Origin of the sequence: Burkholderia dolosa (genome assembly GCF_902499135.1) — a bacterium.
Lineage (GTDB): Bacteria > Pseudomonadota > Gammaproteobacteria > Burkholderiales > Burkholderiaceae > Burkholderia > Burkholderia dolosa.
In genome coordinates this window covers 26,071-52,554 of the sequence record NZ_CABVPR010000038.1, presented here as the reverse complement: position 1 = coordinate 52,554, position 26,484 = coordinate 26,071, and the positions used below count along the sequence as shown (strand labels likewise).

The following is a 26,484-nucleotide window of genomic DNA, read 5'->3' as shown; positions in this document are numbered from 1 at the left end:
TGTTGACCCGGACCGCCCGCGCGCCCCGCCGCGCAAGGCCTGCGAGCCGACGCCGGACGCCGGCGGCGACGCGCGCCGCGACGCGCATTGATGCAGCGAAGCACAGATGTGGTGCGCTGCAGCACTGTGGGCGTGCGACATCGCGGTGCGCGTCGGCGGTGCGCGATGCACGCCGATGCGGCACCGCGTGCGCGATCGCACCGCGAGCGCATGCGTGCGTGCGCCGTCCGGCATCCCGCGCGGCCACCGCGCACGACGACTGGCCCGGATATTGCTGAATCGTCTGCATCACACCGGCAACGGCGCCGGTGGGCAGTCCCGCAGTGCATGCGTGCCGTCGCCGGCGCGCGCCTCAGACCAGGACAACGGCGTCCATCCGTGCGCGGCACGGCCGGATGCCGTTGTCGCTTCGACGCCCGCCGCCGCGCACCCTGCAATATCGATCGCCGCACGCACGCGGCAACGGAATACGAACATGACGACAGGCAAAGTCACGCTGCTGGGCGCCGGGCCCGGCGACCTCGATCTCCTGACACTGAAGGCCGTGAAGGCGCTGGCGGCCGCCGACGTGCTGCTGCTCGACGATCTCGTCGATCCGCGCATCGTCGAACTTGCGCCGCATGCGCGCGTCGTGCGCGTCGGCAAACGCGGCGGCTGCCGCTCGACGCCGCAGGCGTTCATCGAACGGCTGATGCGCCGCTACGCGCTGCGCGGCGCGCACGTCGTGCGCGTGAAGGGCGGCGATGCGCTGCTGTTCGGCCGCGCGGGCGAAGAACTGGCGACGCTGCGCGCGGCCGCGATTCCGGTGGAGATCGTCAACGGCATCTCGTCCGGCTTCGCGGCGGCCGCGAGCCTCGGCATCTCGCTCACGCATCGCGAGCACTGCCAGGGCGTCACGTTCGTCACCGCGCATCGGCAGGATCACGGCGAGCCGGACTGGGCGGCGCTGGCCGCAGCCGGCACGACGCTCGCGATCTATATGGGGATGAGCCGCATCGACCGGATCGCGGCCGGCCTGCTCGCCGCGCTGCCGGCGTCCACGCCGGCGGCCGCCGTGCAATGGGCCGGCACGCCGAACGAGCGCCGCTGGACCGGCACGCTCGGCGAGCTCGCGCGCGGCGTCGGCGAAGCCGGGCTCGGCAGTCCGGCAGTGATCCTCGTCGGCGCGGCGATCGGCGAAGCGTGCGTGCGGCAGGCCGATGCGCAGGCCGACGATGAAGCGGCCCTGTCGCGTGCCGCATAGCATGCGGATCGTCGCGCGGCGCCGGCCGCCTGCCGTTTTCGAAGCCGCTTTCGAACCCGTTTCCGAAGCCGCTTGCGGTCGCGCTCACGCCGGCCGCAAGCGTTTCCCCGCCGTTCCGTATCGATCGTTCGTACCTTGCACCGAAGCCTCGCCGCCCCCGTTCGCACCATGAGTTCGCCTGCCTCGCCCACCCGCCTGCGCGTGCTGCTCGTCACCGACACCGACAAACCGATCGGCGAGCTCGGCGACGCGCTCGCGCGCCTCGGCTACGAGATGCTGAACGACGTCGCGACGCCCGCGCGCCTGCCGGCCGCCGTCGAGGAGCAGCGCCCCGACGTCGTGATCATCGACACCGATTCGCCGTCGCGCGACACGCTCGAACAGCTCGCGGTCATGCACGCGACCGCGCCGCGCCCCGTGCTGATGTTCAGCCACGACGCCGACCAGGCGCTGATTCATGCGGCGGTCGGCGCCGGCGTCAGCGCGTATCTCGTCGAAGGGCTGTCGGCCGAGCGCCTCGCGCCGATTCTCGAAGTCGCGCTCGCGCGCTTCTCGCACGACGATGCGCTGCGCCGCCGGCTCGCCGACGTCGAGCGCGAACTCGCCGAACGCAAGCTGATCGACCGCGCGAAGCGCCTGCTGATGGACCAGCGCCGGCTGTCCGAGCACGACGCGTACGCGATGCTGCGCAAACGCGCGATGGACCAGGGGCTGCGCATCGTCGACGTCGCGCGGCAGTTGCTCGATACGCCTTCCCGCACATGAGTCTCATGAATATTTCGCCCGCCGCCGCGCCGGAGCGCGCGCATCTTCGCCTCGGGTTCGTCGCGCTGAGCGACGCGGCCCCGCTGATCGTCGCGCAGCGCCTGAACCTCGGCGCGCGGCACGGCCTGACGCTGGAACCGAGCCGGCAACCGTCGTGGGCCGCCGTGCGCGACAAGCTGCTGAGCGGCGAGCTCGACGCCGCGCACGCGCTGTACGGGCTCGTGTGCGGGCTGCAGCTCGGCATCGGCGGCCCGCAGGCCGACATGGCCGCGCTGATGGTGCTCAATCGCAACGGTCAGGCGATCACGTTTTCGCGCGGGCTCGCACACGCGTACCGCGATACCGGCAACGTGCGCGCGGCGTTCGCGACGCTCGGCCGCAAGCCGCTGCTCGCGCAGACGTTCCCGACCGGCACGCATGCGATGTGGCTGAACGACTGGCTCGCATCGCATGACGTCGATCCGCTGCACGACGTGCGCAGCGTCGTGATCCCGCCGCCCGAGATGGTCGCCGCGCTCGCGAGCGGCGAGCTCGACGGCTTCTGCGCGGGCGAGCCGTGGCACGCGGTAGCCGAAGCGTGCCATGCGGGCCGCACGGTCGCCGTCACGAGCGAGATCTGGCCCGATCACCCGGAGAAGGTGCTGGCGGCGCGGCGCGAGTTCGTGTCGCTGTATCCGGCGACCGCGCGCGCGCTGATCCGCACGCTCGTCGACGCGTGCGCGTGGCTCGACAGCGCCGAGCACCGCCGCGAAGCGGCCGAGTGGCTCGCGTCGCCCGACGCGATCGGCGTGCCGGCGCGGCTGATCGCGCCGCGCCTGCTCGGCGACTACGGCGCCGGGCCGTTCGCGGCGCCGCCGCTGCCGATCCGCTTTCATGACGGCGGCGCGGTAAACCGGCCCGATCCGCGCGACGGCGAGTGGTTCATCGCGCAATACCGGCGCTGGGGGATGCTCGCCGGCGCGCGCGACGATGCGGCGATCGCCGCGGCGATCGCGCAGACGGCGTTGTATGATGCTGCGGTCGCCGAAGGCGGCGCGGCCCGCACGTGATTCGCCGATCGCGGCGACAAGCGGCCGGCGCGCCGCACTGCACGCTGCCGCACGCGCGTTGCAGCGCATCGGCGAGCCCGAGTCGACTGGACTCGACGCGGCGCGTCACGCACGCGCCGCCCGCCCGAACGTCCGCGCAGCGCCGCTGCGCCCCCGATCCGAACCGATGCCGAAACGACCGCGCACGTCGCTCGACGTGCTGCTCACCGAAATCCGCGCGTGCCGCGCCTGCGAAGCCGACCTGCCGCTCGGCCCGCGCCCCGTCGTGCGCGCGCATCGCGACGCACGCATCCTGATCGTCGGCCAGGCGCCCGGCGCGCGCGTGCATGCGAGCGGCATCCCGTGGGACGACGCGAGCGGCAAGCGGCTGCGCGACTGGCTCGGCGTCGACGCCGACACGTTCTACGACGACACGCGCTTCGCGATCGTGCCGATGGGCTTCTGCTATCCGGGCCGCGGCGCGGGCGGCGACAATCCGCCGCGTCCCGAATGCGCGGCGCTGTGGCTCGACCGGCTGCTCGCCGAGCTGCCGTCGATCCGGCTGACGCTGCTGATCGGCCAGTATGCGCAGCGGCATTTTCTGCGCACCGCGCGCAAGGCGACGCTGACGGACACCGTGCGCGCATGGCGCGACTACGGCGCCGACGTGCTGCCGCTGCCGCATCCGTCGCCGCGCAATCAGGCGTGGTTCAAGCATCATCCGTGGTTCGACGCGCAAGTCGTGCCGGAACTGCGGCGGCGCGTCGCGCCGCTGATCGGCGCCGCCGGCCGGTCGAGCGCGCGCTGAGCGCGGCCGCCCGCATTCCGGCCGCGCGCGGTTCGCTGTACCATCGCGGCTCGACCGCGCCACGAACCGCTCCATCCTTCATGTCCTCCACCGCTCCGCCGCGCCTGTACGGGATGCCCGAACGCAGCGACCGGCTCGACTTCTACATCCGCGACCAGGCGTCGCGTCAGGCGATCACCGAACCGCACCGGCACGCGTATTTCCAGATCCAGTTCAATCTCGGCGGCGACACCGAGCAGCGGATCGGCGGCGTCACGCGGCCGTTTCCGCGCGGCGCGCTCGCGTTCGTGCTGCCGTACCGCGAGCATCTGATTCCGCATCCGGCCGGCGCGCATTTCATCGTGATCAATTTCAGCCAGACGTTCCTGCGCGCCGATCTCGACGTCGATCCGCTCGATCTCGAGGACGTGCCCGCGCACCGCTTCCCGGAGCTGACACCGTTCCGCTTCCAGGAGCATCTCGACTTCATCCTGACCGGCGATGCGTTCGACGACGCGCGCCGTCTCGCGCTGTGCATGCTCGACGCGGACCGCGCGCGCACGTTCGGCTCGACCACGCTGCTGCGCGGCTATCTGCTGCAGCTGATCGGCCTCGTCTGCACGCAGTACGCGGGCGCGCTCGAGAAGCTCGCGCAGCGCGGCGCGCAGCGTGCGGGCCGGCGCGATGCGCTCGCGCGCGTGCTGCGCCACATCCGCGCGAACCTGACCCGCGAGGACCTGACGCTCGCGACGACCGCCGAAGCCGCGTTCCTGTCGCCGAACTATCTCGCGCACCTGATCCGCAAGGAAACCGGCAGCACGTTCACCGATCTCGTGACCGAGCGGCGGATCGCGCTCGCGCAGTCGCTGCTCGCGCATACGAGCCGACGCATTTCGGACATCGCGCGCGCGGTCGGCTTTCGCGACGAAGGGTATTTCGCGCGGCGCTTCCGCGCGCGGGTCGGCGTGTCGCCGAAGGCGTACCGCGACGCGAATGCCGCGCCGCCGGACGCGCACGCCGCGCCGGCCGCTGCGGACGCCGACGCGTAGTTTTGTCCCGGTAAAACGCAATTGCGTCGCATCCGCGCACGCCGGCGTCCGGTATCGTTGCACGCATGCCGGCCGCGCGTCGCGCGGCGCGGCAGCCGTCTTCCTACCGAACGAGGTCATCCGATGTCCGCCTACGTCATCGACGCCGCCGAGCGTCCTTCCGTCGAAGTCGACCAGTCGTCCGCACGCTTTCCGGTGCGCCGCGTGTTCTGCGTCGGCCGCAACTATGCCGACCACGCGCGCGAAATGGGCGCCGATCCCGACCGCGAGCCGCCGTTCTTCTTCACGAAGCCGGCCGACGCGATCGTGCCCGCGCGCGGCACCGTCCCTTATCCGCCGCTGACGAACGATCTGCATCACGAGATCGAGCTCGTGGTCGCGATCGGCAAGGACGGCCGGTCGATCGCCCCGGCCGACGCGCTGTCGCACGTGTGGGGCTACGGCGTCGGCGTCGATCTGACGCGCCGCGACCTGCAGGCCGAAGCGAAGAAGCTGAGCCGGCCGTGGGACTGGGCGAAGGGCTTCGACGCGTCGGGCCCGATGACCGCGCTGCGGCCGGTCGCGGCGACGGGCCACCCGGAGACCGGCCGCATCTGGCTCGCGGTCAACGGCGACACGCGCCAGCAAGGCGATCTCGCGGACATGATCTGGGCGGTGCCGGACGTGATCGCGTACGTGTCGCGCGCGGTCGACCTGAAGGCCGGCGATCTGATCTTCACCGGCACGCCGGCCGGCGTCGGCGCGCTGCAGCCGGGCGACCGCGTGACGGGCGGCGTCGACGGCGTCGCGACGTTCGAATTCACGGTCGGCGACAAGCGTTGATCGCGACTGCGCGACCCGCGTGCGCGTGCGCGTTGCGTGTGCGCGGATCGCGCCCGTCAGCGTGACGGCGGCGCCCGCGCGGCGATCCGTCCGTTCACGCGCCGCGGCGCAGGAATCGTTCGAACACGGCCGGCGGGTTCAGGATCCTGGCCGAGTCGTTTTCGAGCGTCGCGGCCGCATCGTCGTCGCTAATCGACACGAACAGCGTGACGCGCGCCCTTTCTTCTCCGGTACCGAAGAATCCGTCGCGATCGAGCAGACGCAACGCGTCGATCATGTCCGCATGCAGTTTTCGCGAGAACTCGACGAGCCGCGATCGCGCGAACTGCGGGCTCAGCACCTCGTCGGCCAGCTTCCCGCAGATTTCGTTGAACGGCGACGCGTGCGCGGACGCATACGCCCATTCGGTCACGCGCCACATCTGCTGCGGCGCGCGCTGCGGCACGTACTCGACGCCGTCGATTGGCGCTATCGAGCCGGCACGGCTCAACGCTTCGATGGAGTTCGCCGCGGGCAACACCGTCATCGCGCCGCTGTCCGTCATCAGCGCGAACGCGTAGAAGTGCTCGTCCGCGTGATGCGACCGCAATGCCCTGAACGTCGCGCGCGCCGCGTCGGCAATTTCGCGCTGGAAATCGGAAAAATCGTTCATCGCCACCTCGTCGGACTGATCGTCTCCACCGATCGACCACAGCAAGCGTCGCACCCGCGCGCGCCGGCGTTTGCCCGCAGCGGTGCGCCGGAGCGGCGCGGCGCGCAGGCGGCCGGGCCGGTCATCGCTCGCCGTCGTGGGCGTTGAATGCGCGGACGTACAGCGCGGCGACCAGCGCGAGCACGGCCGACAGCAGCATCATGCCGAGCAGCGCGTACGCGGCATTGCGTTGGGTCAATGCACGCGCGCCGGTAACCAGACAGCATCGAGCGGGAAACCGGCTATCTCACCCGCACCGGCACGAATTGCCGCGCATTGCCGCGCTGGATCAGCACCGAAATCACGTTGCCGCCGCGTGCTTCGAGCGCCGGCACGTCGTCCGGCGATTCCAGCAGCGTGTCGTCGAGTTCGAGCACGACGTCGCCAGGCCGGATGCCGGCCTTCGCGGCCGGCCCGCGCACCGCGTCCACCATCATCCCGACCGCCAGCCCGGTCGAGCGCCGTTCCGCATCGCTCAACGGATGCATCGTGAGGCCGAGACGATCGCCTCCGCCGTCCGCCCGCCGTGCAGCCGCCTTCACGACGGTCGCGCCGCCTTCGCTGTCCGCGGCGTGCGGTGCGCCGGGCGTTGCCGCCGCGCCAGCCGCGCCAGCAGCTGCCGCCGTATCGACGTTGCGCGCGTCGCCCGTTTTGCCGACATCGCCGGCCGCAGCGCGCGCACCGGCACCCACCACGATCAGCCTCATCGGCACGCGATTGCGAACGAGTCGCAGCGCCGCCTTCTGTCCGGGCGGCAACGCGGCGGCCAGATCGTTCAGCTCGGCCGACCGGCCGATCGACGTGTCGCCGAACCGCACGATCACGTCGCCGGGCTTCACGCCGGCCACGGCGGCCGGCGAACCGCGATCGACGCCGTTCACGAGCGCGCCGGCTACACGCGGCAACCCGAACGCGGCAGCGAGTCCCGCGCCGACGTCCTGCACGTCGACGCCGAGCGCGTTGCCGGCCCCCGCATGCGGCGCGGCATCGGCCTGCAGCTGCGTGCGCACCTGCGCGCGCAGCTTCGCCGCGAGCGCGATCGGGATCGCGAACGTCGTGCTCGCGTAACGATCGGCGCCGGTATAGACCTGCACGGCGATGCCGATCACGTCGCCCGCGCGATTGAATACGGGGCCGCCCGAGTTGTCCGGGTTCACCGCGATGTCGGTCTGGAAGAACGGGAACGCGCTGCCGTCCGGCAACGTGCGCGACGCCGCGCTGACGATGCCGGCCGTCACCGTGTTGCCCGAGCCGTCCGGCGCGCCGATCGTCATCACGGGCTCGCCGGCGCGCACCGTCGACGAATCGCCGAGCCGCACGAACGGCAGCTTCGTCGCATCGATCCGCAGAACGGCGACGTCGGTCTGCGGATCGACGGCCAGCACCGTCGCCTTGAAGTCGCGCCGGTCGGCGAGCCGCACGGTCACGTCGGTCGCATCGTCGATCACGTGCGCGGACGTCAGGATCAGCCCGTCGGCGCTGACGATGAAACCCGAGCCGCTGCCCGACATCGCGCGCGGCAACGTATCGGGTGCGGAAGCCGGCACGCCCGCGACCGGCTGCGGCGGCGCACCGCGCCGGAAGAATGCGGCAAGCGGGTCGTCTGGATCGAGCGCCGCGAACGACGGGCTCGCGGGCTGCCGGTCGGATGCGGCCGTCATCACGGTCACGACTGCGGGGCCGTAGCGTTCGACGATCGCGGGAAAATCGACGGGAGTCGCGTCACGCGCGAGCGCGCGACGATCCTTCGCGACGGACGGCGACGTCGCGCCGGCTGCGACGGCCGCCGGCTGCAGCGCAGGAAAAACGGCGAACATGCTTGCCGTCAGCGCGGCGCGAACGAGCACGGCGCGAGCAAGCGTCCGGCGAACCATGGTGCACCTCCCCCGGGCGGTCGCGGAGATGCGCGACGATGCGCATACCCCGGCAAGCACCGGTACACGCATCCATTTATAGTCCACGCGCGTCGCCGGACCTACGGACCGAAACCCGGGCGCCGACGCGCGGACAACGGCGAACCCGCGACGGCGTTCGTTGCGGACAAAGTGCGCGGTTCGTCAATCCGAACATTCACCGCGACGGAGCAGCGTGGTCGACCCGCGGCGCGGGATCGATCGTCGATACGGCGGCCGGCACGCAGCGCTCACGTGCGCCGCGCAGCCGGACTTCGATCGAGCGCATTGCGGACGGCGAGCGCGAGATCGTCCATCCGGTACGGCTTGCTGAGCAGCGCAACGCCGTCATCGAGCTTTCCGTCATGAAAAATCACGTCGCGCGTGTAGCCCGAAGTGAACAGCACGCGCGCGTTGTACGGCGGGCCGCTCGCGATGCGCGCGAGCTCGCTGCTGCGCACGACGCCGGGCATCACCACGTCGGTGAACAGCAGATCAAAGCGCTGACCGCTCTGGATCAGGCGCAGCGCGGCGTCGCCGTCCTGCGCGGACAGCACCTTGTAGCCGAGCCTGACGAGCATTTCGATGGTCGCCAGCCGGACGTCCGCGTTGTCCTCGACGACGAGAATCGTTTCGCCGCCGCGCGTGTCGCCGGCGATGACCGGCTGGTCCGGCTCGCATTCCGCATCGACGCAGCGCGGGAAGTAAAGATCGACGGTCGTGCCCTCGCCTTCGGCGCTGCTGATATGCACGCAACCGGCGCTCTGCGACACGAATCCGTGCACCATGCTGAGACCCAGCCCCGTGCCTTGCCCTTCGGCCTTGGTCGTGAAGAACGGTTCGAACGCACGCAGCTTCACGCGCTCGGGCATCCCCTTGCCGTCGTCGGTCACCGACAGCCGGACGTATTCGCCGGCCGGCACGTTCGCGTCGATTGCGCGCCGGTCGGCTGCGGCATCGATCGCGGCCACGGCAATGTGAATCCTGCCCTGCCCTTCGATCGCGTCGCGCGCGTTGATCACGAGATTCAGAAGCGCGCTTTCAAGTTCGTTACGATCCGCGCGGATATGCCAGCCTGCATGCGCATCTTCGATGGACAGGTCGATCGACGCCGGCAGCGTGCGGCGCAGCATCTCGACCATGCCTTCGACGAGCCGCAGCGGATTCAGCACCATCGGCACGAGCGGCTGCCTGCGCGCGAACGCGAGCAGCTGCGAAGCCAGCTTCGCGCCGCGCGAAACCGCGTTGCTCGCGACGGCCACGCGCTTTTCGAGCTCCGCATGGCCCGCGGTCATCAGCTGAATCAGCTGCAGGTTCGCCGCGATCACCTGAAGCACGTTGTTGAAGTCGTGCGCGACGCCGCCGGTCAGGCTGCCGATCGCCTCGAGCTTTTGCGCTTGCCGCAGCTGCGCTTCCATCGCGACGCGTGCGGCGACTTCCGCGGCCACGCGCTGCTCGAGCGTGAGCGTGAGCTGCATCAGCGCGTCTTCGGCCTGCTGACGCTGCGTTTCGGCAACGACCTTCGCGGTCGTCTCGAACACGATCGCGATCACGCCGGCCGGCTGCCCGTCGTCGTCGAAAACCGGGCTGTAGCTGAGATCCATCCACACGTCTTCGGGTTTGCCCTGACGGTACAGCACGAGCTGCTTGTCGCGGTACGTCAGCGTGCCGCCGGCGAGGCACGTCTCGACCACCTGCCGATTGAACGACGCGACCTCCGGCCAGCCGACCTCGACCGGCTTGCCGAGCAGAAACGGATGCCGGCCGCCGGCGAATATCGCATATGCATCGTTGTAAATCATCGTGCCTTCGCGGCCCCACAGAATGACGAGCGGCGACGGCGACGCGAGCAGCAGTCTTACCGCCGCAAGCAGACTCGGCGGCCACGCCGAACGCGGGCCGAGCGGCGTCGCGCTCCAGTCGAACTCCGCGATACGTTGCGCCATTTCGCCGTTGCGGCAGGTTTCCGACGGGCTTCCCGACAGCGCCCATCCCGACTCGACGGTATTGTGGTTCATACGGCAATGCTCACACGGGCTAGCAGCGATTGCTGAATCGATTCACCGAGCCGTCGGCGTCGGCCGCCGCGGCATGAGCGCCGAGCAAATGCCGTTCCCGGCATACGCTTCGCAAGCAACGCGCGACGATTTTCCCATCGCCGATCCGCTGCCAAACGCCGGTCGCCGGCCACCGCGCGGGCCGTCACGCTGCGCGCGTCGCGCCGTTCGATTTCGTATGCCGATTGGCCCGCGACGCGGGGCTTTCGCGCTCGTCGCTGCTGCATTACAAAGCGCTGGGCTTGCTGGAGCCGAGCGCACGAACTACGGCCGGCCATCGTCTTGACGACGACACGCGACAGGCACGGCTGCGCACGATCTGCGTATCGCGCAGCCGGTCTGCCGTCGAGTGCGATACGCGACGTGCTAGCGAGCGAAGGCGATACGGCCGCGCGGATTCTGGAAGCGCACTTGCTCGCGTTGACCGATGAAATCGCGCGTCTGAAGCGTCGCCAGCATGCGATCGCGACACGGCCCGCGCCACCGGCGTTTCGCCAACGGCGGCGCAGCGGCAAAAGCGCGTGGGTCGCGCTGCCGCGGCGCTCGGGCTGCGACGATGACGACATGGAGCGCTGGCGCGCCGCGCTCGAGACCGAAGACCCCGATGCGCACGATGCGTTTCTGCGCTCGCTCGGACTCGCGCAGGAAGAGATGAAGGCGATTCGGCAGCGCGCGGCGTCGGGCTGACGACGCGTCGCGATAAGAGAGGCCAGCAGCTGTGCTGCCGCACACGCGACGTGTGCGGCGCTGACGGCATGCGGCGCGGGCTGCGCGGCGCTGCCGTTGCGTTTGCGTCGGCGATCGCGCGACGTTCGCGCCCGCTACCGGGCGCGCAACGGCAAGCGGACGAACGCGATAGCCGCGCGCCGCGTCGTCACGATGCCGCGAACAACCCGCGCGACGCGAGATTCCGATACAGCGCGCGCACGCCGAACGTCCACGGTGCGACTTCCGTGCACCGCTTCACCGTGTTCACGAGCGCGCCCAGTTGCGGCGCGGCGATCGTCACGACGTCGCCGAGATGATGCGTGAAGCCGCCGCCGGGCGTGTCGCGGTCGGCGATCGGCGAAAACATCGTGCCGAGAAACAGCATGAAGCCGTCCGGATATTGGTGATGTGCGCCGCACGTCTGCGCGACGAGATCGGCCGGATCGCGACTGATCTCGCGCATGTGGCTGACGCCGTCGAGCACGAAGCCGTCGTCCGCGCCCTCGACACGCAGCGACACGCTCGCCGCGCGCACCGAATCGAGCGTGAACGCGTCGTCGAACAGCCGCACGAACGGGCCGATCGCGCACGACGCGTTGTTGTCCTTGCACTTGCCGAGCAGCAGCGCCGAGCGGCCTTCGATATCGCGCAGGTTCACGTCGTTGCCGAGCGTCGCGCCGACGATCGAGCCGCTCGCGTTCACGGCCAGCACGATCTCCGGCTCCGGGTTGTTCCACACCGACGCGGGCAGCAGGCCGACATCGGCGCCGAAGCCGACCGCCGACATCGGCTGCGCCTTCGAGAACACTTCGGCATCCGGGCCGATCCCGACTTCGAGATACTGCGACCACGCCCCGCGCCGCTGCAGTTCTTCCTTCAGACGCATCGCGGCAGCGGAGCCCGGCTCGATCTTCGACAGATCCTCGCCGATCAGCTCGCTGATCGTGTCGCGCACCGCGCGCGCCTTCGCCGGGTCGCCGCCCGCCTGCTCCTCGATCACGCGCTCGACGAGGCTCACCGCGAACGTGACGCCGCACGCCTTGATCGCCTGCACGTCGCACGGCGCGAGCAGCGTCGGCGCATCGTCGCGCCCGGCCGCGACCATCAGCGGCTCGACACGACCGAGCGATTCGCCGGCCGCGTGGCGCGCGACGTCGAGCAGATCGGCGCGGTCGAACAGGTCCGCGGTCGTCGGCACCGTGCGCGTGATGTCGAACACTTCGCCGCGCCGCACGACGACGACGCTCGGGCCCGCGTGCGCGCCGTCGCGGCGCCACACGCGGCCGACGAGCAGCGCATCGTCGAGATCGACGGGCAGGCAGGCGGAAGCAGAAAGCGTATTCATGGCGATATCCGGTCGATGGTCAGGTCAGTGGGAATGGCGCGGCTCGCCGCGTTCGGCGATCACCTTCAGATACAGCGTCGCGGGCTCGAGGCATCCGCCGGTCGAAAGCTGCCCGACGAACTGCCGGTAGAGCGCCTGCCACGGCGTCTGCGACGGCGGCACGTCGAACTGCGCGGCCTCGCGGCGGCGGGCCAGCTCGTCTTCCGGCACGAGCACGTCGACGCGGCGCTCGTTCAGATCGACGCGAATGCGGTCGTTCGTGCGCAGCAGCGCGAGGCCGCCGCCCACTGCCGCTTCCGGCGACATGTTCAGGATCGACGGGCTCGCGGACGTGCCGCTCTGGCGTCCGTCGCCCATGCACGGCAGCGAATCGATGCCGCGCTTCACGAGTTCCGCGGGCGGCGCCATGTTGACGACCTCCGCGCTGCCCGGATAGCCGACCGTGCCGCAGCCGCGGATCACGAGGATGCAGCGCTCGTCGATCTGCAGCGCGGGATCGTTGATCCGCGCGCGGTAGTCCTCCGGACCGTCGAACACGATCGCGCGCGCGTCGAATACGTTCTCTGCGCCGGGCTCGCTCAGATAGGTGCGGCGAAACGCGTCGCCGACCACCGACATCTTCATGATCGCGCTGTCGAAGAAATTGCCCGACAGCACGATGAAGCCCGCGCCATGCTTCAGCGGCTCGTCGCACGTGCGGATCACGTCGCGGTCGGCCGCGGGCGCATCGCGTGCGATGTCGCCGATCGTGCGGCCCGACACGGTCGCGCAGTCGCGATGGATCAGTCCCGCATCGTCGAGCGCGCGCAGGATCGCCGGCACGCCGCCCGCGCGGTGGAAGCTCTCGCCCAGATACTCGCCGGCCGGCATGCAGTTCGCGAGCAGCGGCACCTGTTCGCCGACGCGCTGCCAGTCCGCGAGACTCAGGTCCACGCCCATATGGCGCGCGATCGCGATCAGATGCGGCGGGCAGTTCGTCGACGCGCCGAGCGCCGACGCGACGACGATCGCGTTCTCGAACGCGTCGCGCGTCATGATCGACGACGGACGCACGTCGTCGCGCACCAGATCGACGATGCGCTTGCCGGTCGCGTACGCCATCTGCCCGCGCTCGCGATACGCGGCCGGAATGCTCGCGCAGCCGGGCAGCGACATCCCGAGCGCCTCGGCGAGGCAGTTCATCGACAGCGCGGTGCCCATCGTGTTGCAGTGTCCGATGGACGGCGACGACGCGGTCGTCAGTTGCGTGAAGCCTTCGTAATCGATTTCGCCGGCCGCGAGCAGGTTGCGCGCATGCCAGATCACCGTGCCGGAGCCGACGCGCTTGCCGTCGTGCCAGCCGTCGAGCATCGGGCCGCCCGACAGCACGATCGCCGGCAAATCGACCGTCGCGGCCGCCATCAGGCACGCGGGCGTGGTCTTGTCGCAGCCGGTGGTCAGCACGACGCCGTCGAGCGGAAAGCCGTGCAGGATTTCGACGAGGCCGAGATACGCGAGGTTGCGGTCGAGCGCCGCAGTCGGACGACGGCTCTGCTCGGCGAGCGGATGCACGGGGAATTCCATCGGAATGCCGCCCGCGTCGCGGATCCCGGCCTTCACGCGCTCGGCGAGCGCGATGTGATGACGGTTGCACGGCGCGAGATCGCTGCCGGTCTGCGCGATGCCGATGACCGGGCGGCCCAACTGCAGCTCTTCGCGCGTGAGGCCGTAGTTCATGAATCGCTCGACGTAGAGCGCGGTCATGTCCGCGTGCGACGGATCGTCGAACCATTGCTGGCTGCGCAGCCTGCGCGGGAATTGCGTCATGTCTCCTTCTCCTGCTTCCTGGTTGCGTGCGCATCGATTCGTGCGCGCGCATGGTTTGGTCCGGCATCCGGCCGCATGGCACAGTTACCGGTAACATTCTTGCCGATACTAGCATGCCGGCGCGCGACATGCCAGACGTCGGCGAGGCGGAAGCGGCGCGACGCAAGCGCCGCGCGTCGTCATGCGCTGTCGCGCTCCACGATCGCGTAGTCGATACGCACCTTCTTCGCCGCACGCGCCGATTCCGCGTCGTCGCGCTCGCCCTCGCCGAGTGCGGCGAGCAGCGATTCGCCGGTGCGCAGCCCGATGCCGAGCGCATCGACGGATACCGTCGTGATGGTCGGATGGCAGCACGATGCCACTTCGAAGTTGCCGAACCCGGCGATCGCGATGTCGTCCGGCACCGACAGTCCGCGCCGATGACACTCCATGATCGCGCCGAACGCCGACATGTCGCTGACGCACATCACGGCCTCGGTGTCCGGCCATTGCGCGAGCAGCGCCGCCATCGCGGGACCGCCGTGGTTCATTGTGACCGGCGCGTCGCCGAGCCGAACGATGCGCGGCGCGCCGAGCGCGAGCGCCTTCATCTCCTGCTGATAACCGCGCAGGCGCTCCAGCCCGCGACGGTCGAGATCGCCCGCGCCGGCCAGAAAGCCGATACGGCGATATCCCTTGCCGGCGAGATAGCGGACCATTTCGCGCGCGGCCTTCGCATTCGAAAAGCCCACGACGCGATCGACCGGATCGGACGGCCAGTCCCACATCTCGACGATCGGCACGTCCGCGCGCTCGAGCAGCTGCCGCGTGGTGGCCGTGTGCTGCGAGCCGGTCAGCGCGATCGCGCGCGGCTGATAGCGCAGCAGCTGCCGCACGAGGCGCTCTTCGCGCTCGAGCGAATAGTCGGTGTCGCCGATCAGCAATTGCAGCCCGTGCGGCTCGAGTGCAGCGGTGAGCCCCTGCACCGTGTCGGAGAAGTTCGAGCTCGACAGCGACGGCACGAGCACCGCGACGAACTCCGAGCGCCCCGACGACAGCGCGCCGGCCACCGCGTCGGCGACGTAGCCCAGTTCCTCGATCGCCCGCTGCACACGCTCACGGGTGGCGGCCGACACGCTGCGGTCGGCGAGCACGCGCGATACGGTCATCTTCGACACGCCGGCGAGGCGCGCAACGTCGGACATGCGGGGCGGAGTGGTCTTGTTGGCGCCAGTGGGTTTGGCCATCGAGCATCTGAGGAAGGGTTGAAACGACCGTATGATAGCCGCTCGCTGCACGCGTTCCGCCGGAACGGGCGCGCGCGTACCGTGTCGATGCGTGCGCACCGCTCTTCGTCGTCCGGCTTCGCGATCTGCTCCGGCTGCGCGCCGGCCGGCGCGTCAATGCATCGCTGCAGCGACGCATCGGTGCATCGGCGCGTCGCGCCCTCTCACGCTCCGTTACCGCCTCGATCCGGCACCCGTTACCGCCGTGCCGCAACACCCATTCACCGGGTAATCCCGCATCCGATTGCCGGGCAAGCCGGCGCAATCGAACTTGCTGGCGTTCGTTGCGCATGCTAATTTAGTTACCGGTAACATTTCGGGCCGGGCAACGCGTCCGTCAGACGCCCGGCGACAAAAGCAAAAAATTCAGGAGACACTTCATGGCAATACTCACCGACGCCGCGACGCCCGCCGCGAGCGTGGACGAGACCGAAGAGCGGCTGTACCGGAAAGTCCTGCGCCGCGTGCTGCCGCTGTTGCTGCTGTGCTACGTCGTCGCTTACCTCGACCGCGTCAACGTCGGCTTCGCGAAGCTGCAGATGCTCGATTCGCTGGGGCTGAGCGATACGGTCTATGCGGTCGGCGCGAGCATCTTCTTCTGGGGCTACTTCCTGTTCGAGATCCCGAGCAACCTGCTGCTGCACCGGTACGGCGCGCGGTTCTGGATCGCGCGGATCATGGTGTCATGGGGCATCGTGTCGTCGTCGCTCGCGTTCATCGCGCCGATGTCGCGGTTCTTCCACGTCGAGCCGTCGACGATGTTCTACATCCTGCGCTTTCTGCTCGGCGCATGCGAAGCCGGCTTCTTTCCGGGCGTCATCCTGTACATGAACTACTGGTTCCCCGCGCGCCGCCAGAGCACCGCGATGTCGGGGTTCCTGATCGCGATTCCGGTGAGCCTGACGCTCGGCGGCATCGTGTCCGGCTGGCTGATGGAAAACACGCACGGGATGCTCGGCCTCGGCGGCTGGCAATGGATGCTGCTGCTCGAAGGCATCCCGTCGATCGTCGTCGCGTTCATCGTGCTCGCCTGCCTGGGCGACGGCATCGCGTCCGCGAAATGGCTATCTCCGGCCGAAAAGGCGGTGCTGCAACGCAATCTCGATCAGGAAGCGACGAAGAAGACGCACAGCATCGCGGCCGCGTTCCGCAATCCGCGCGTGTGGCTGCTGACGTTCATCCTGCTCACGTTCAACACCGGCTTCTACGGGCTCGCGTTCTGGCTGCCGTCGATCATCCGTGCGTCCGGCGTGCAGAGTCCGCTGAGCATCGGGCTGCTGACCGCGATTCCGTACCTCAGCGCGGTCGCCGCGATGATCTGGAACGCACGGCATTCGCGCAAGACCGGCGAGCGCCGGCTGCATGCGGCGATTCCGGCCGGCATCGGCGGCATCGGGCTGATGCTGAGCGCATTCTTCGCGAGCAACGTGCCGCTGTCGATCCTGTTCCTGACGATCTCGACTTGCGCGATCCTCGGGCTGATGCCGATCTACTGGACGTTCCCGGGGCAGATCCTGTCCGGCACGGCCGCCGCCGCGGGTATCGCGCTGATCAATTCGATCGGCAACCTGTCCGGCTTCACCGGCTCGATGATCACGAACGTCGCGAAGAACCTGACCGGCAACATCAACAACGGCACGTACGCGCTCGGCGCATGCCTGCTGGTCAGCTGCGCGCTGATTCTCGCGATTCCGAAGGACTTGCTCGACAGTCGCGCCGACACGCGCGGCTGAGCGCCGCGCGCGCTCGCCGCGTGATGATGCGCGTCGCGCTGCTGCGGCCGTCGCGACGACGTCGGCTGCGGCGCGCGTGCGAAACCGAAATCGAAACCGACTCGCCGACGACGCGGAATATCGCGCCGTGTCACTCGCGCACGACGCGCCGCGCGATGCCGGACAGAATCGTCAGCATCGGCTCGAATGCGTCGGCCGGCGTATTGCCGAATCCGAGCACGAGCCCGTTCGCCGCCGACGCGGCATCGGTCGCAAAGCCGGACAGCGCGAACGGCCCGATGCCATGCGCGCTCGCCGCGTCGACGATTGCGCGGTCGCGGTAGCGCGCGGGCAGCCGCAGCGTCAGATGCAGCCCGCACGGCCCGCCTTCGACCCGATGCGGGACGCCGAAGCTGCCGTCGAGCGCGGCGAGCAGCAGCCGGCGACGGTCGCGATACAGCCGGCGCATTCGCCCGAGATGGCGGCCGTACTCGCCGGTCTCGATGAAATCGGCAAGCGCGAGCTGCACGTGACGCGGGCCGCCGCGCAGCATTTCCGGCAACACGGGCCGCACCGCGGCGAGCAGCGCGTCCGGCAGCACGAGAAACCCGATCCGCAGCGCCGGAAACATCGTCTTGCTGAACGAGCCGAGATACACGACCGGCGAATCGGCCGCGAGCCCGTGCATCGCACCGATCGGCTCGCCGGTGTGCCGGAACTCGCTGTCGTAGTCGTCCTCGACGATCCATGCGCGATGCCGGCGCGCAGCGTCGATCAGCGCGAGCCGGCGCGAAATAGACAGCACCGCGCCGGTCGGGAACTGGTTCGACGGCGTCGTATAGATCACGCGCGGCGTTCGCTCGCGCCAGTCGCGCGCTTCGGCGCGCAGCCCTTCCGCATCGACCGGCATCGGCACGACGTCGAGGTCGGCCGCCTGCATCGCGCTGCGTGCGCCGCGATAGCCGGGCTCCTCGATCCACACCGTATCGCCGGGGTTCGTCAGTAATTGCACACACAACGAGATCGCGCCCTGCGCGCCTTCGGTGATCACGATCTGCTCGGGTTCGCAGCGCACGCCGCGCGTGACCGCGAGGTGGCGCGCGATCGATTCGCGCAGCGCCGGTTCGCCGAGCGGGTCGCCGTACGCGAGCAGGTCGCGGCCGGCACGGCGCAGCGCCCGATCGATCGCGTGGCGCCACGCATCGACCGGGAACTGCGCGAGCGCAGGTACGCCCGGCCGGAAAGCGGCCGAATCACTGGCGCCGGCGCCGATGCCGCTCGCGCGAATCCGGCCGAGCCGCTGCGCGACGGCCGGCGGCGCCGTACGCCGGCGCGGCGCCGCCGGCCGCGACAGTCCGACCACGCGCGTGCCGCGACGATCGGATTGCAGAAACCCTTCGGCGACGAGCTGCTCGTACACGGCCGCCGTCGTATTGCGCGACACGCCGAGCATTTCCGCAAGCGCGCGCGTGCCGGGCAGACGCGTGCCGGCCGGCATCGCGCCGCCGAGAATCGCGTCGCGCACGCGGCGCAGCAACTGCCGCTGCAGGGAAGGCGCACCCGGCGTGCGCGCGAGCGGCGCATCGAGCGGCAGAAGCGGTGTGTCGTCGCGGAAAGAGGCTGAGGTCATCGCGGCATCGCGGCGTGGAAGTGGCAAAAGAAACGAAAGCAACGAACGGCTCAAGCGGCGCGTGGCACCATAAATTTGCCGGCCGCTGGCGCTTCTCATGGTACCTCGCGATCGCTACGATCGTCTGCATGCCGGCATGTCGCCGGCCGCCAACCGAAGCGAGACCGACCTTGCCTACGCACACCAACGCCTTCCGACAGCCGATCGGCCGCCCTCTTCCCGACTGGTCCGCGCGACCGCGCCCGGAGCGCGTCGTGCTCGAAGGCCGCTACTGCCGGCTCGAACCGCTTGACGCCGAGCGCCACGCGGCCGATCTGTATGCGGCGTACGCGCAGGCCGACGACGACAGCGACTGGACCTATCTCGCGCACGGCCCGTACGCCGACGAGTCGAGCTACCGCGACTACGCACGCGGCGCAGCCGCCAGCAGCGACCCGCTGCACTACGCGGTCGTCGATCACGCGAGCGGTCGCGCGGTCGGCACGCTCGCGCTGATGCGCATCGATCCGGCCAACGGCGTGATCGAGGTCGGTTCCGTCACGTTCTCGCCGCTGCTCAAGCGCACGCGCGCGTCGACCGAAGCGCAGTACCTGCTGATGAAGTACGCGTTCGATACGCTCGGCTACCGGCGCTACGAATGGAAGTGCGACGACCTGAACGCGCCCTCGCGCCACGCGGCCGCGCGGCTCGGCTTTCGCTACGAAGGCACGTTCCGGCAGGCGATCGTCTACAAGGGCCGCAGTCGCGACACCGCGTGGTTCTCGATCGTCGACGGCGAATGGCCGACCGTGCGCGCCGCGTTCGACGCGTGGCTCGCGCCGGAGAACTTCGATGCGAACGGCGAACAGCGCGCGTCGCTGACCGCGCTCCGCCGCGCCCATGCGAACGCGCGAGAGGCGGCCGGCCGCGCACGCGACGCGACGCACGTGACGGTGCGCCCGCTCGTCGCCGCCGACGAAGCCGCGTGGCGCCCGCTGTGGCAGGGTTATCAACGGTTCTACGAGACCGCGCTGAGCGACGCGGTGTTCGCGACGACGTGGGCGCGCCTGATGGATCCCGCCGAGCCGATGTTCGTGCTCGGCGCGTTCGACGCATCCGGTGCGATGGTCGGGATCGTGCACGCGATCTACCATCGGTCGTGCTGGACCGAAGGACCATACTGCTATCTGCAGGATCTGTACACGGCGCCCGACGCTCGCGGGCAAGGCGTCGGCGCCGCGCTGATCGAGGCCGTGTACGAGCGCGCGCGTGAAGCCGGCGCCAGCCGCGTGTACTGGCTCACGCACGAAACGAACACCGCGGCCCGCGCGCTGTACGACCGGCTCGCGAACAACGCGGGATTCATCCAGTACCGGAAGGATCTCAAGTAGCACGCTTCGATCGCCGGCCGGCGGTCAGTCAAGCACGTCGGCCGCGTCGGCGTCTGCGCGCCAGGCCGACGCATCGTGTTGCACATCACACGCGGCGCGCATGCATCGAACCGACGCCGGGCGGATCATCTCGTCGCCGTTGGCCGGCACCGGCCGCCGTACCGGCCGAAACACCGGATCGCCCGGTTCGATCGGCCGTCCCGAGATCGCGCAGCGGCCGGGCTGCACCGCGACGCGCAGCCGCCAGCGCTGCTCGCCGTAGTGGCAGCGGCCGCTCTCGACCCATCGGATCAGCAGCCCGTCGTCGCCCGCTTCCAACACCGTGATGAACAGTTGCGGACGCAACGGCGACACCGCTGCGTCGACCGGCGCGGGAACCGACGCGCCGCTCGGCCGCGATCGCCGATGCGCGACGTCGGCGTGCGGCGTCGGCATCGCGTCCTGCTCGGCGGCGGCCGGCGCGCGCGACGCCGGCAGCAACGCGTCGCGAATCGTACTTTCGATCGTGTTCGGCATGCTTGCAAAGTTTCCGTGCAGGGTTAAACCGCCGACGCCGCGCTCAATGCCGGCCCTGCGGTTCGCGCGGCAGCGACAGGCCGATCGCCGCGCCGACCGCAGCCGCCGCGAGCATCAGACCGATACCGCCCGACCAGCCGAAAGCGCCGACGATCGAGCCGATCGCCAGCGGCCCGATCACCTGGCCGAGATAGTTGCCCTGCACGACCCAGCCGATGCTGAGCGGCGCGAGCGACGGCGAGCGCGCGGACCCGGGCGCGCATGCGAGGATCGTCGCCGGCAGCATCCCGGCGATCGCCGAGAATGCGAAGCCGAGCGCGACCGCGAGCGGCGCCGGCGTCGCCGTGCTGAAGAGTCCGGCGCCGGCCGCGCCGACCGCGACCGACGTCGCAGCCATCACGATGCCGGGCCGCGCGCCGCGCGACAGCAGCCAGCCGGCCGTCAGATTGCCGATCACGCACGCGGCGACGATCGCCGCGCTGATCGACCCGGCCGTGTCGACCGCCACACCGAGCCGCTGCATCAAAAACACCGGCAGGAACGTCATCGCCGCGAAGAACTGCACGTTGTACGTCGCGAAGCCGAGCGCGAGCAGCGTCGTCGCGCGCGACGCGAGCACGTCGCGCAACGCACGGCCGATGCTCGGTACCGCGTCGTTCGGGCCGCCCGCATCAGCACGCGTCGTCACGGGCACGGCTGCCGCCGCGACGAACGTCAGCGCCGCTGCCGCGAGCCAGCCGTTGCGCCAGCCGCCGACCAGCGGGCCGACGAGCATCGACAGCGCGATGCCCGCGGGCATGAACGTGCTCCACACGCCGAACACGACGTTGCGGCGCGCAGGCGGCGTCACGCGATTCAGCACGGCAGGCGCGGCCACGACGACGATCACGAAGCCGAGACCTTCCGCGAAACGCGTCGCGAGCAGCAACGCGAAGCTGTGCGACAGCGCGCCCGCGACGCTCGACGTCGCCAGGATCAGCAGGCCCGCGATCAGCAGGCGCCGATCGCCCCAGCGCCGCACGAGCAGGCCCGCTGCGATGCCGCCGAACACGCCGACGAACGGAAACACCGACATGATCGTGCTCAGCGACGCGAGCGACCCGCCGAACTCGCGCTCGAGCGCCGGCAGCGCGATCGTCGCCTTGCCGACGTGCAGCGCCGCGACGATGCTCGCCAGCACGACGTTCGCCACGGCCGCGCCGTCGGCGCGCGACGGCTTCGCAACGGCCTCGGCCGCAACAGGCGATTCGGTCATTTCCCACCTCCATGGACGACGCGGCGATACAGCGCCGCGAGCAACGGCGTTGCGGCGCGCGTCCGAGACCGGACTGGCGCACATGATACAAATTGAAGTTCACTTCAAGTAAAGGGGAAAAAGGCAACGTACCGTTTCGCCGATCGCCACAATCACGCGGCGAACTGCGTGCGTGTCGAGCGGCATGTCGAGCCCGCGCGTACGCGACGCGACGCATTCGTCTCGCAATCCGTCTCATTTCGCTGAGACGAACGTCGCGGCGTCTCACCGCAGCGTTTGCTTCGCATCCGCAGCAACGGCGGACGATCGCCGCGTCCATGCCGTTCGCCGGCGAGCCGCCGATCGATGACGCGGCGCACATCTCCGTGCCAAGTGCACCACCCGCTGCCGCTGTCCTCACTGCTGGCCCCGTTCGTGCATATCCGACGCGCGCGCCATCGCGCAACGGACGCGGCGGCAACGTCGCCCCGCGCCGACGACAACCTGACGGAGACAACCACGTGAGCACACCGGCATCGATTACCGCCCGCAGCATGAAGGCCGCCGTCTGGCGCGGCCGCCGCGACATCCGCGTCGAAGAGGTTCCCGTTCCCGACCAGCCGCCGCCGGGCTGGGTCAAGATCCGCGTGCACTGGTGCGGAATCTGCGGCTCCGACCTGCACGAATACGTGGCCGGCCCGGTGTTCATTCCGGTCGATGCGCCGCATCCGCTGACGGGCCTGAAAGGCCAATGCATCCTCGGCCACGAGTTCAGCGGCGAAATCGCCGAGCTCGGCGCGGGCGTGACGGGCTTCGCGGTCGGCGACCGCGTGACCGCCGACGCATGCCAGCATTGCGGCACTTGCTGGTATTGCAGGCACGGCCTGTACAACATCTGCGAGAACCTCGCGTTCACCGGGCTGATGAACAACGGCGCATTCGCCGAATACGTGAACGTGCCGGCCGAACTGCTGTACCGGCTGCCCGACGACTTCCCGACCGAGGCCGGCGCGCTGATCGAACCGCTGGCGGTCGGCCTGCATGCGGTGAAGAAGGCCGGCAGCATCGTCGGGCAGACGGTCGTCGTGGTCGGCGCGGGCACGATCGGCCTCTGCACGATCATGTGCGCGAAGGCCGCGGGCGCCGGGCGCGTGATCGCGCTCGAGATGTCGGCTGCGCGCAAGCAGAAAGCGCTCGAGGTCGGCGCGAGCATCGTCATCGATCCGAAGACGTCGGACGCGATCGCCGAAGTGAACGCATTGACCGGCGGCTACGGCGCCGACGTCTCGTTCGAGTGCATCGGCCACACGTCGACCGCGAAGCTGGCGATCGACGTGATCCGCAAGGCCGGCAAGTCGGTGATGGTCGGCATCTTCGAAGAGCCGGCGCCGTTCAACTTCTTCGACATCGTGTCGACGGAGAAGGAAGTGATCGGCTCGCTCGCGTACAACGGCGAATTCGCCGACGTGATCCGCTTCATCGCGGACGGCCGCATCGACGTGCAGCCGCTGATCACCGGCCGCATCGCGCTCGGCGACATCGTCACGCGCGGCTTCGAGGAGCTGGTCCATCACAAGGACCGCAACGTGAAGATCATCGTGCAGCCGGTCGCCGCGTAGGCGTGCACGATCGCGCGGCGGGCGGCGGTGCACATGCGTTCCCCGTCCGCGCGCGAGCGCCCGTTTCGATGCGCGCGCAACGGCGCGCGCAGGGTCGGATTTCGATATACTCGAAGCGACTTCACCGCCCGGCGCCCGACCCGCGCGCCCGCCTCCCGTGAAACCACGAGCCGGCCTGATCCTCGAACTCGTCGTCAACCTGCTGCTGCCATGGGCCGCGTATCGCATCGCGCATCCGCATTTCGGCGAAACCGGCGCGCTGTATGCGTCGGCGGTCCCGCCGATCGTGTGGTCGATCGTCGAATTCGTCCGCTCGCGCCGCGTCGACGCCGTGGCCGCGGTCGTGCTGTTCGGCATCGCGCTGTCGATCGCCGGCATGGCGCTCGGCGGCAGCTCGCGCACGCTGCTGATGCGCGAATCGCTCGCGTCCGGCGCGATCGGCGTCGTGTTCCTGCTGTCGATGTTCCGCGAACGGCCGCTGATCTTCTACCTCGCGCGCGCGACCGTCGCGCGCGAAATGCCGGGCGGCGCCGCGCGCTTCGAGACGGTATGGGCGGAGCAGCCGGGGCTGCGGCAGATGCTGCGGCTGATGACGTTCGTGTGGGGCGCGTGCATGACGCTGGAAATGCTGCTGCGCTGCTGGATGGTCGCGACGTGGCCCGTCGAACGCGTGCTCGTCGTGTCGCCGATCATCGGCTACTCGGTGTTCGGCAGCCTGCTGCTGTGGACGTTCTGGTATCGGCGGCGGATGCGCGAACGCAACAGCGTCGACATTCCGACCCGCGACGGGATCACGGAGACGGCCGGCCGCTGACCGTCGCGTTCGCATCGCGCGCGACGGTCGCTGCGGTATGATGCGCGGCGTCTCGTCCGACGAATGCACCGCCTGCCATGTCCCTGTCGCTTCTCCCCTGTGCCACGATCTGGCTCGCCCTGTTCGCCGCGGCCGCGCTCGCGTGGCATCGCTCGCTGCACGTGCCGAGCATCGTGCTCGCCGTGCTCGCTTATGCGGGCGCGCTCGCGCTCGGCAAGCTCGCTCCGGTCGCGCTCGCGCCGCTTGCGCTGCTCGTCGCGGCCGCATGGGGCGTTGCGCCCGGCCGCCCGTTCGCGGTGCGCGTTGCCGCGCACGTCGTGTTTGCCGCGCTCGCGATCGCGCTGAGCCTGCATCTGCTGCCCGGCTTCCACAATCCGCGCGTGATCGAGCCGACGCGGTTCACGCCCGATGCCGTGCCGTTCACGATGTACCTGAATTTCGACAAGCCGCTCGTCGGTTTGTGGCTGCTGTGGGTGCTGCCGTGGGTCGCGCCCGACGTCGCGCCGTCGCGTGCGCTGCGCACCGGCGTCGTCGCGGCCGTCGCGACCGCCGCGGTATGCCTGATCGGCGCGCTCGCGTTCGGGATGGTCGGCTGGGCGCCGAAATGGCCGCCGCAGGGCTGGCTGTGGCTCGCGAACAATGTGCTGCTCGTGACGCTCGCCGAAGAAGCGCTGTTCCGCGGCTATGTGCAGGGCGGGCTCACGCGCGCGCTCGGACGCTTCGGATGGGGACCGTGGGCCGCGCTCGCGGCCGGCGCGCTGCTGTTCGGCGCCGCGCATGCGGCGGCCGGCTGGCAATGGATCGTGCTCGGCACGGTCGCCGGCATCGGCTACGGCATCGCGTGGCGGCGCGGCGGGCTGCTCGCATCCGCGCTCGCGCACGTCGGGCTGAACGCCATTCACTTCGGGCTGTTCACGTACCCGATGCTCGCCGCCGCGCGCTGACACGCGCGGGCGGCGTCCGCTCAGTACCCGGCGACCGCGTGCGGCACGTACGGACGTTCGAGCGCGGCGATTTCGTCGTCGGTCAGCTTCAGCTCGAGCGCGCCGAGCGCGTCGTCCAGATGATGTGGCTTCGAGATGCCCACGATCGGTGCGGTCACGCCGCGCTTTTGCGCGACCCACGCGAGCGCGACCTGTGCACGCGGCACGTTGCGCGCGGCGGCGATCGCCGCGACCGCGTCGACGACGGCCTTGTCGGCCTCGGCCGTCGCGTCGTACAGCCGCTGGCCGACGTCGTCGGTCTGCTGCCGGCCGGACGATTCGTCCCAGTTGCGCGTCAGCCGGCCGCGCGCGAGCGGGCTCCACGGAATCACCGCGATGCCCTCTGCGTCGCACAGCGGCAGCATCTCGCGCTCTTCTTCGCGGTACAGCAGGTTCAGATGGTTCTGCATGCTGACGAAGCGCGTCCAGCCGTTCAGCCGCGACGTGTACAGCGCCTTCGCGAATTGCCACGCGGCCATCGACGATGCGCCGATATAGCGTGCCTTGCCGGCCTTCACGACGTCGTGCAGCGCCTCGAGCGTCTCCTCGATCGGCGTGCCGTGATCCCAGCGGTGAATCTGGTACAGGTCGACGTAGTCGGTGCCGAGCCGCTTCAGGCTCTGGTCGATGTCGGTCATGATCGCCTTGCGCGACAGGCCTGCGCCGTTCGGCCCCGGCCGCATCCGGTAGAACACCTTGGTCGCGATCACGACGTCGTCGCGCTTCGCGAAGTCGCGCAGCGCACGGCCGACGATCTCCTCCGACGTGCCGTCCGAGTACATGTTCGCGGTATCGAAGAAATTGATGCCGGCCTCGATCGCGCGGCGGATGATCGGCCGGCTTTCCGCTTCCGGCAGCGTCCACGGATGCGTGCCGCGAGACGGCTCGCCGAACGTCATGCAGCCCAGCACCAGCTTCGACACTTCCAGCCCTGTCGATCCGAATTTCACGTATTCCATCTCGCGTCCTCGCCGTTCGGGTTGAGTGGGCGGCCGATGCGCGCGGCGGCGCTCGACGCGTCGCGCGCGGACGACGCTGCGCGCGTCGGCCCGACGCAGGATGGTATCGCGCACGCCGAAATCGTGCGCGCGACGGCCGTGCGCCGCGGCGGCACACGTATGCCCGACACGGGAACGGAAAGTGCGTGC

22 protein-coding genes are annotated in these 26,484 nt (G+C 69.9%); 12 read left to right on the top strand and 10 right to left on the bottom strand.

Features of this window, described 5'->3' with window-relative positions; all coding sequences use genetic code 11:
* Nucleotides 1-475: 475 nt before the first annotated feature.
* The 6 genes from cobA to BUB20358_RS17750 all read left to right on the top strand — a co-directional run bounded on the left by cobA (nucleotide 476) and on the right by BUB20358_RS17750 (nucleotide 5,694).
* A complete protein-coding gene (gene cobA / locus BUB20358_RS17775; RefSeq protein ID WP_035975301.1) occupies nucleotides 476-1,243 on the top strand; it encodes a uroporphyrinogen-III C-methyltransferase in 768 nt (255 codons plus the stop codon).
* Between the two features lie 168 nt (nucleotides 1,244-1,411).
* Entirely contained in the window at nucleotides 1,412-2,008 is a 597-nt protein-coding gene (locus BUB20358_RS17770; RefSeq protein ID WP_006766019.1) for an ANTAR domain-containing response regulator, read from the top strand.
* Between the two features lie 5 nt (nucleotides 2,009-2,013).
* On the top strand, nucleotides 2,014-3,057 hold the full coding sequence (locus BUB20358_RS17765) for a CmpA/NrtA family ABC transporter substrate-binding protein (RefSeq protein ID WP_035974200.1): 1,044 nt from the start codon (nucleotides 2,014-2,016) through the stop codon (nucleotides 3,055-3,057).
* A gap of 166 nt (nucleotides 3,058-3,223) precedes the next feature.
* Complete coding sequence (locus BUB20358_RS17760) at nucleotides 3,224-3,844, top strand: uracil-DNA glycosylase family protein (RefSeq protein WP_006766021.1); 621 nt, start codon at nucleotides 3,224-3,226, stop codon at nucleotides 3,842-3,844.
* 80 nt (nucleotides 3,845-3,924) lie between these two features.
* Nucleotides 3,925-4,872, top strand: coding sequence for a helix-turn-helix transcriptional regulator (locus BUB20358_RS17755; RefSeq protein WP_006766022.1), 948 nt, complete (start codon nucleotides 3,925-3,927; stop codon nucleotides 4,870-4,872).
* Nucleotides 4,873-4,995: 123 nt separating this feature from the next.
* Complete coding sequence (locus BUB20358_RS17750) at nucleotides 4,996-5,694, top strand: fumarylacetoacetate hydrolase family protein (protein ID WP_006766023.1); 699 nt, start codon at nucleotides 4,996-4,998, stop codon at nucleotides 5,692-5,694.
* A gap of 94 nt (nucleotides 5,695-5,788) precedes the next feature.
* Here the strand turns inward: BUB20358_RS17750 and BUB20358_RS17745 are convergent, their stop codons facing one another.
* The 3 genes from BUB20358_RS17745 to BUB20358_RS17735 all read right to left on the bottom strand — a co-directional run bounded on the left by BUB20358_RS17745 (nucleotide 5,789) and on the right by BUB20358_RS17735 (nucleotide 10,295).
* Nucleotides 5,789-6,346, bottom strand: coding sequence for a DUF4303 domain-containing protein (locus BUB20358_RS17745; protein WP_006766024.1), 558 nt, complete (start codon nucleotides 6,344-6,346; stop codon nucleotides 5,789-5,791).
* 281 nt (nucleotides 6,347-6,627) lie between these two features.
* Nucleotides 6,628-8,259: a trypsin-like peptidase domain-containing protein gene (locus BUB20358_RS17740; RefSeq protein ID WP_035974202.1), complete on the bottom strand. Its 1,632-nt coding sequence runs from the start codon at nucleotides 8,257-8,259 to the stop codon at nucleotides 6,628-6,630.
* Between the two features lie 269 nt (nucleotides 8,260-8,528).
* Nucleotides 8,529-10,295, bottom strand: coding sequence for an ATP-binding protein (locus BUB20358_RS17735; protein WP_006766026.1), 1,767 nt, complete (start codon nucleotides 10,293-10,295; stop codon nucleotides 8,529-8,531).
* Between the two features lie 402 nt (nucleotides 10,296-10,697).
* Here BUB20358_RS17735 and BUB20358_RS17730 point away from each other — a divergent pair, with 402 nt between their 5' ends.
* Nucleotides 10,698-11,021, top strand: a complete 324-nt coding sequence (locus BUB20358_RS17730; protein ID WP_035974204.1) for a MerR family transcriptional regulator — start codon at nucleotides 10,698-10,700, stop codon at nucleotides 11,019-11,021.
* A 187-nt stretch (nucleotides 11,022-11,208) separates the two neighbouring features.
* On the opposite strand, the gene BUB20358_RS17725 is transcribed toward BUB20358_RS17730, so the two are convergent.
* The 3 genes from BUB20358_RS17725 to BUB20358_RS17715 all read right to left on the bottom strand — a co-directional run bounded on the left by BUB20358_RS17725 (nucleotide 11,209) and on the right by BUB20358_RS17715 (nucleotide 15,377).
* Complete coding sequence (locus BUB20358_RS17725; protein ID WP_006766028.1) at nucleotides 11,209-12,387, bottom strand: fumarylacetoacetate hydrolase family protein; 1,179 nt, start codon at nucleotides 12,385-12,387, stop codon at nucleotides 11,209-11,211.
* A gap of 24 nt (nucleotides 12,388-12,411) precedes the next feature.
* On the bottom strand, nucleotides 12,412-14,193 hold the full coding sequence (locus tag BUB20358_RS17720; RefSeq protein WP_006766029.1) for an IlvD/Edd family dehydratase: 1,782 nt from the start codon (nucleotides 14,191-14,193) through the stop codon (nucleotides 12,412-12,414).
* Nucleotides 14,194-14,372: 179 nt separating this feature from the next.
* Complete coding sequence (locus tag BUB20358_RS17715; protein WP_035974205.1) at nucleotides 14,373-15,377, bottom strand: LacI family DNA-binding transcriptional regulator; 1,005 nt, start codon at nucleotides 15,375-15,377, stop codon at nucleotides 14,373-14,375.
* A 461-nt stretch (nucleotides 15,378-15,838) separates the two neighbouring features.
* Here BUB20358_RS17715 and BUB20358_RS17710 point away from each other — a divergent pair, with 461 nt between their 5' ends.
* A complete protein-coding gene (locus BUB20358_RS17710; RefSeq protein WP_006766030.1) occupies nucleotides 15,839-17,191 on the top strand; it encodes an MFS transporter in 1,353 nt (450 codons plus the stop codon).
* Nucleotides 17,192-17,321: 130 nt separating this feature from the next.
* On the opposite strand, the gene pdxR is transcribed toward BUB20358_RS17710, so the two are convergent.
* Complete coding sequence (gene pdxR, locus BUB20358_RS17705; RefSeq protein ID WP_035974207.1) at nucleotides 17,322-18,800, bottom strand: MocR-like pyridoxine biosynthesis transcription factor PdxR; 1,479 nt, start codon at nucleotides 18,798-18,800, stop codon at nucleotides 17,322-17,324.
* Nucleotides 18,801-18,970: 170 nt separating this feature from the next.
* Between pdxR and BUB20358_RS17700 the strand changes: the two genes are divergently transcribed.
* On the top strand, nucleotides 18,971-20,170 hold the full coding sequence (locus tag BUB20358_RS17700) for a GNAT family N-acetyltransferase (RefSeq protein WP_035974211.1): 1,200 nt from the start codon (nucleotides 18,971-18,973) through the stop codon (nucleotides 20,168-20,170).
* Nucleotides 20,171-20,194: 24 nt separating this feature from the next.
* Here BUB20358_RS17700 and BUB20358_RS17695 read toward each other — a convergent pair whose 3' ends face one another.
* A complete protein-coding gene (locus tag BUB20358_RS17695) occupies nucleotides 20,195-20,686 on the bottom strand; it encodes a DUF3331 domain-containing protein (protein ID WP_035974212.1) in 492 nt (163 codons plus the stop codon).
* A 43-nt stretch (nucleotides 20,687-20,729) separates the two neighbouring features.
* Complete coding sequence (locus BUB20358_RS17690) at nucleotides 20,730-21,941, bottom strand: MFS transporter (RefSeq protein WP_035974214.1); 1,212 nt, start codon at nucleotides 21,939-21,941, stop codon at nucleotides 20,730-20,732.
* Between the two features lie 533 nt (nucleotides 21,942-22,474).
* Here BUB20358_RS17690 and BUB20358_RS17685 point away from each other — a divergent pair.
* The 3 genes from BUB20358_RS17685 (at nucleotide 22,475) to BUB20358_RS17675 (ending at nucleotide 25,297) form a co-directional block, all read left to right on the top strand.
* Nucleotides 22,475-23,539: a 2,3-butanediol dehydrogenase gene (locus tag BUB20358_RS17685; RefSeq protein ID WP_006766034.1), complete on the top strand. Its 1,065-nt coding sequence runs from the start codon at nucleotides 22,475-22,477 to the stop codon at nucleotides 23,537-23,539.
* A 157-nt stretch (nucleotides 23,540-23,696) separates the two neighbouring features.
* Complete coding sequence (locus BUB20358_RS17680; protein ID WP_006766035.1) at nucleotides 23,697-24,353, top strand: VC0807 family protein; 657 nt, start codon at nucleotides 23,697-23,699, stop codon at nucleotides 24,351-24,353.
* A 77-nt stretch (nucleotides 24,354-24,430) separates the two neighbouring features.
* Nucleotides 24,431-25,297 (top strand): CPBP family intramembrane glutamic endopeptidase, encoded by an 867-nt coding sequence (locus BUB20358_RS17675; RefSeq protein ID WP_006766036.1) that lies wholly within the window; start codon nucleotides 24,431-24,433, stop codon nucleotides 25,295-25,297.
* Nucleotides 25,298-25,317: 20 nt separating this feature from the next.
* On the opposite strand, the gene BUB20358_RS17670 is transcribed toward BUB20358_RS17675, so the two are convergent.
* Nucleotides 25,318-26,295, bottom strand: coding sequence for an aldo/keto reductase (locus tag BUB20358_RS17670; RefSeq protein WP_035974216.1), 978 nt, complete (start codon nucleotides 26,293-26,295; stop codon nucleotides 25,318-25,320).
* Between the last annotated feature and the right edge of the window lie 189 nt (nucleotides 26,296-26,484).

Coding starts and splice junctions, on each gene's coding strand:
- BUB20358_RS17765 (WP_035974200.1), top strand. CDS start 2,014: ATGAATATTTCGCCCGCCGCCGCGCCGGAGCGCGCGCATCTTCGCCTC.
- BUB20358_RS17695 (WP_035974212.1), bottom strand. CDS start 20,686: ATGCCGAACACGATCGAAAGTACGATTCGCGACGCGTTGCTGCCGGCG.
- BUB20358_RS17715 (WP_035974205.1), bottom strand. CDS start 15,377: ATGTCCGACGTTGCGCGCCTCGCCGGCGTGTCGAAGATGACCGTATCG.
- BUB20358_RS17725 (WP_006766028.1), bottom strand. CDS start 12,387: ATGAATACGCTTTCTGCTTCCGCCTGCCTGCCCGTCGATCTCGACGAT.
- pdxR (WP_035974207.1), bottom strand. CDS start 18,800: ATGACCTCAGCCTCTTTCCGCGACGACACACCGCTTCTGCCGCTCGAT.
- BUB20358_RS17735 (WP_006766026.1), bottom strand. CDS start 10,295: ATGAACCACAATACCGTCGAGTCGGGATGGGCGCTGTCGGGAAGCCCG.
- BUB20358_RS17770 (WP_006766019.1), top strand. CDS start 1,412: ATGAGTTCGCCTGCCTCGCCCACCCGCCTGCGCGTGCTGCTCGTCACC.
- cobA (WP_035975301.1), top strand. CDS start 476: ATGACGACAGGCAAAGTCACGCTGCTGGGCGCCGGGCCCGGCGACCTC.
- BUB20358_RS17750 (WP_006766023.1), top strand. CDS start 4,996: ATGTCCGCCTACGTCATCGACGCCGCCGAGCGTCCTTCCGTCGAAGTC.
- BUB20358_RS17760 (WP_006766021.1), top strand. CDS start 3,224: ATGCCGAAACGACCGCGCACGTCGCTCGACGTGCTGCTCACCGAAATC.
- BUB20358_RS17685 (WP_006766034.1), top strand. CDS start 22,475: ATGAAGGCCGCCGTCTGGCGCGGCCGCCGCGACATCCGCGTCGAAGAG.
- BUB20358_RS17740 (WP_035974202.1), bottom strand. CDS start 8,259: ATGGTTCGCCGGACGCTTGCTCGCGCCGTGCTCGTTCGCGCCGCGCTG.
- BUB20358_RS17745 (WP_006766024.1), bottom strand. CDS start 6,346: ATGAACGATTTTTCCGATTTCCAGCGCGAAATTGCCGACGCGGCGCGC.
- BUB20358_RS17675 (WP_006766036.1), top strand. CDS start 24,431: ATGTCCCTGTCGCTTCTCCCCTGTGCCACGATCTGGCTCGCCCTGTTC.
- BUB20358_RS17670 (WP_035974216.1), bottom strand. CDS start 26,295: ATGGAATACGTGAAATTCGGATCGACAGGGCTGGAAGTGTCGAAGCTG.
- BUB20358_RS17710 (WP_006766030.1), top strand. CDS start 15,839: ATGGCAATACTCACCGACGCCGCGACGCCCGCCGCGAGCGTGGACGAG.
- BUB20358_RS17755 (WP_006766022.1), top strand. CDS start 3,925: ATGTCCTCCACCGCTCCGCCGCGCCTGTACGGGATGCCCGAACGCAGC.
- BUB20358_RS17690 (WP_035974214.1), bottom strand. CDS start 21,941: ATGACCGAATCGCCTGTTGCGGCCGAGGCCGTTGCGAAGCCGTCGCGC.
- BUB20358_RS17720 (WP_006766029.1), bottom strand. CDS start 14,193: ATGACGCAATTCCCGCGCAGGCTGCGCAGCCAGCAATGGTTCGACGAT.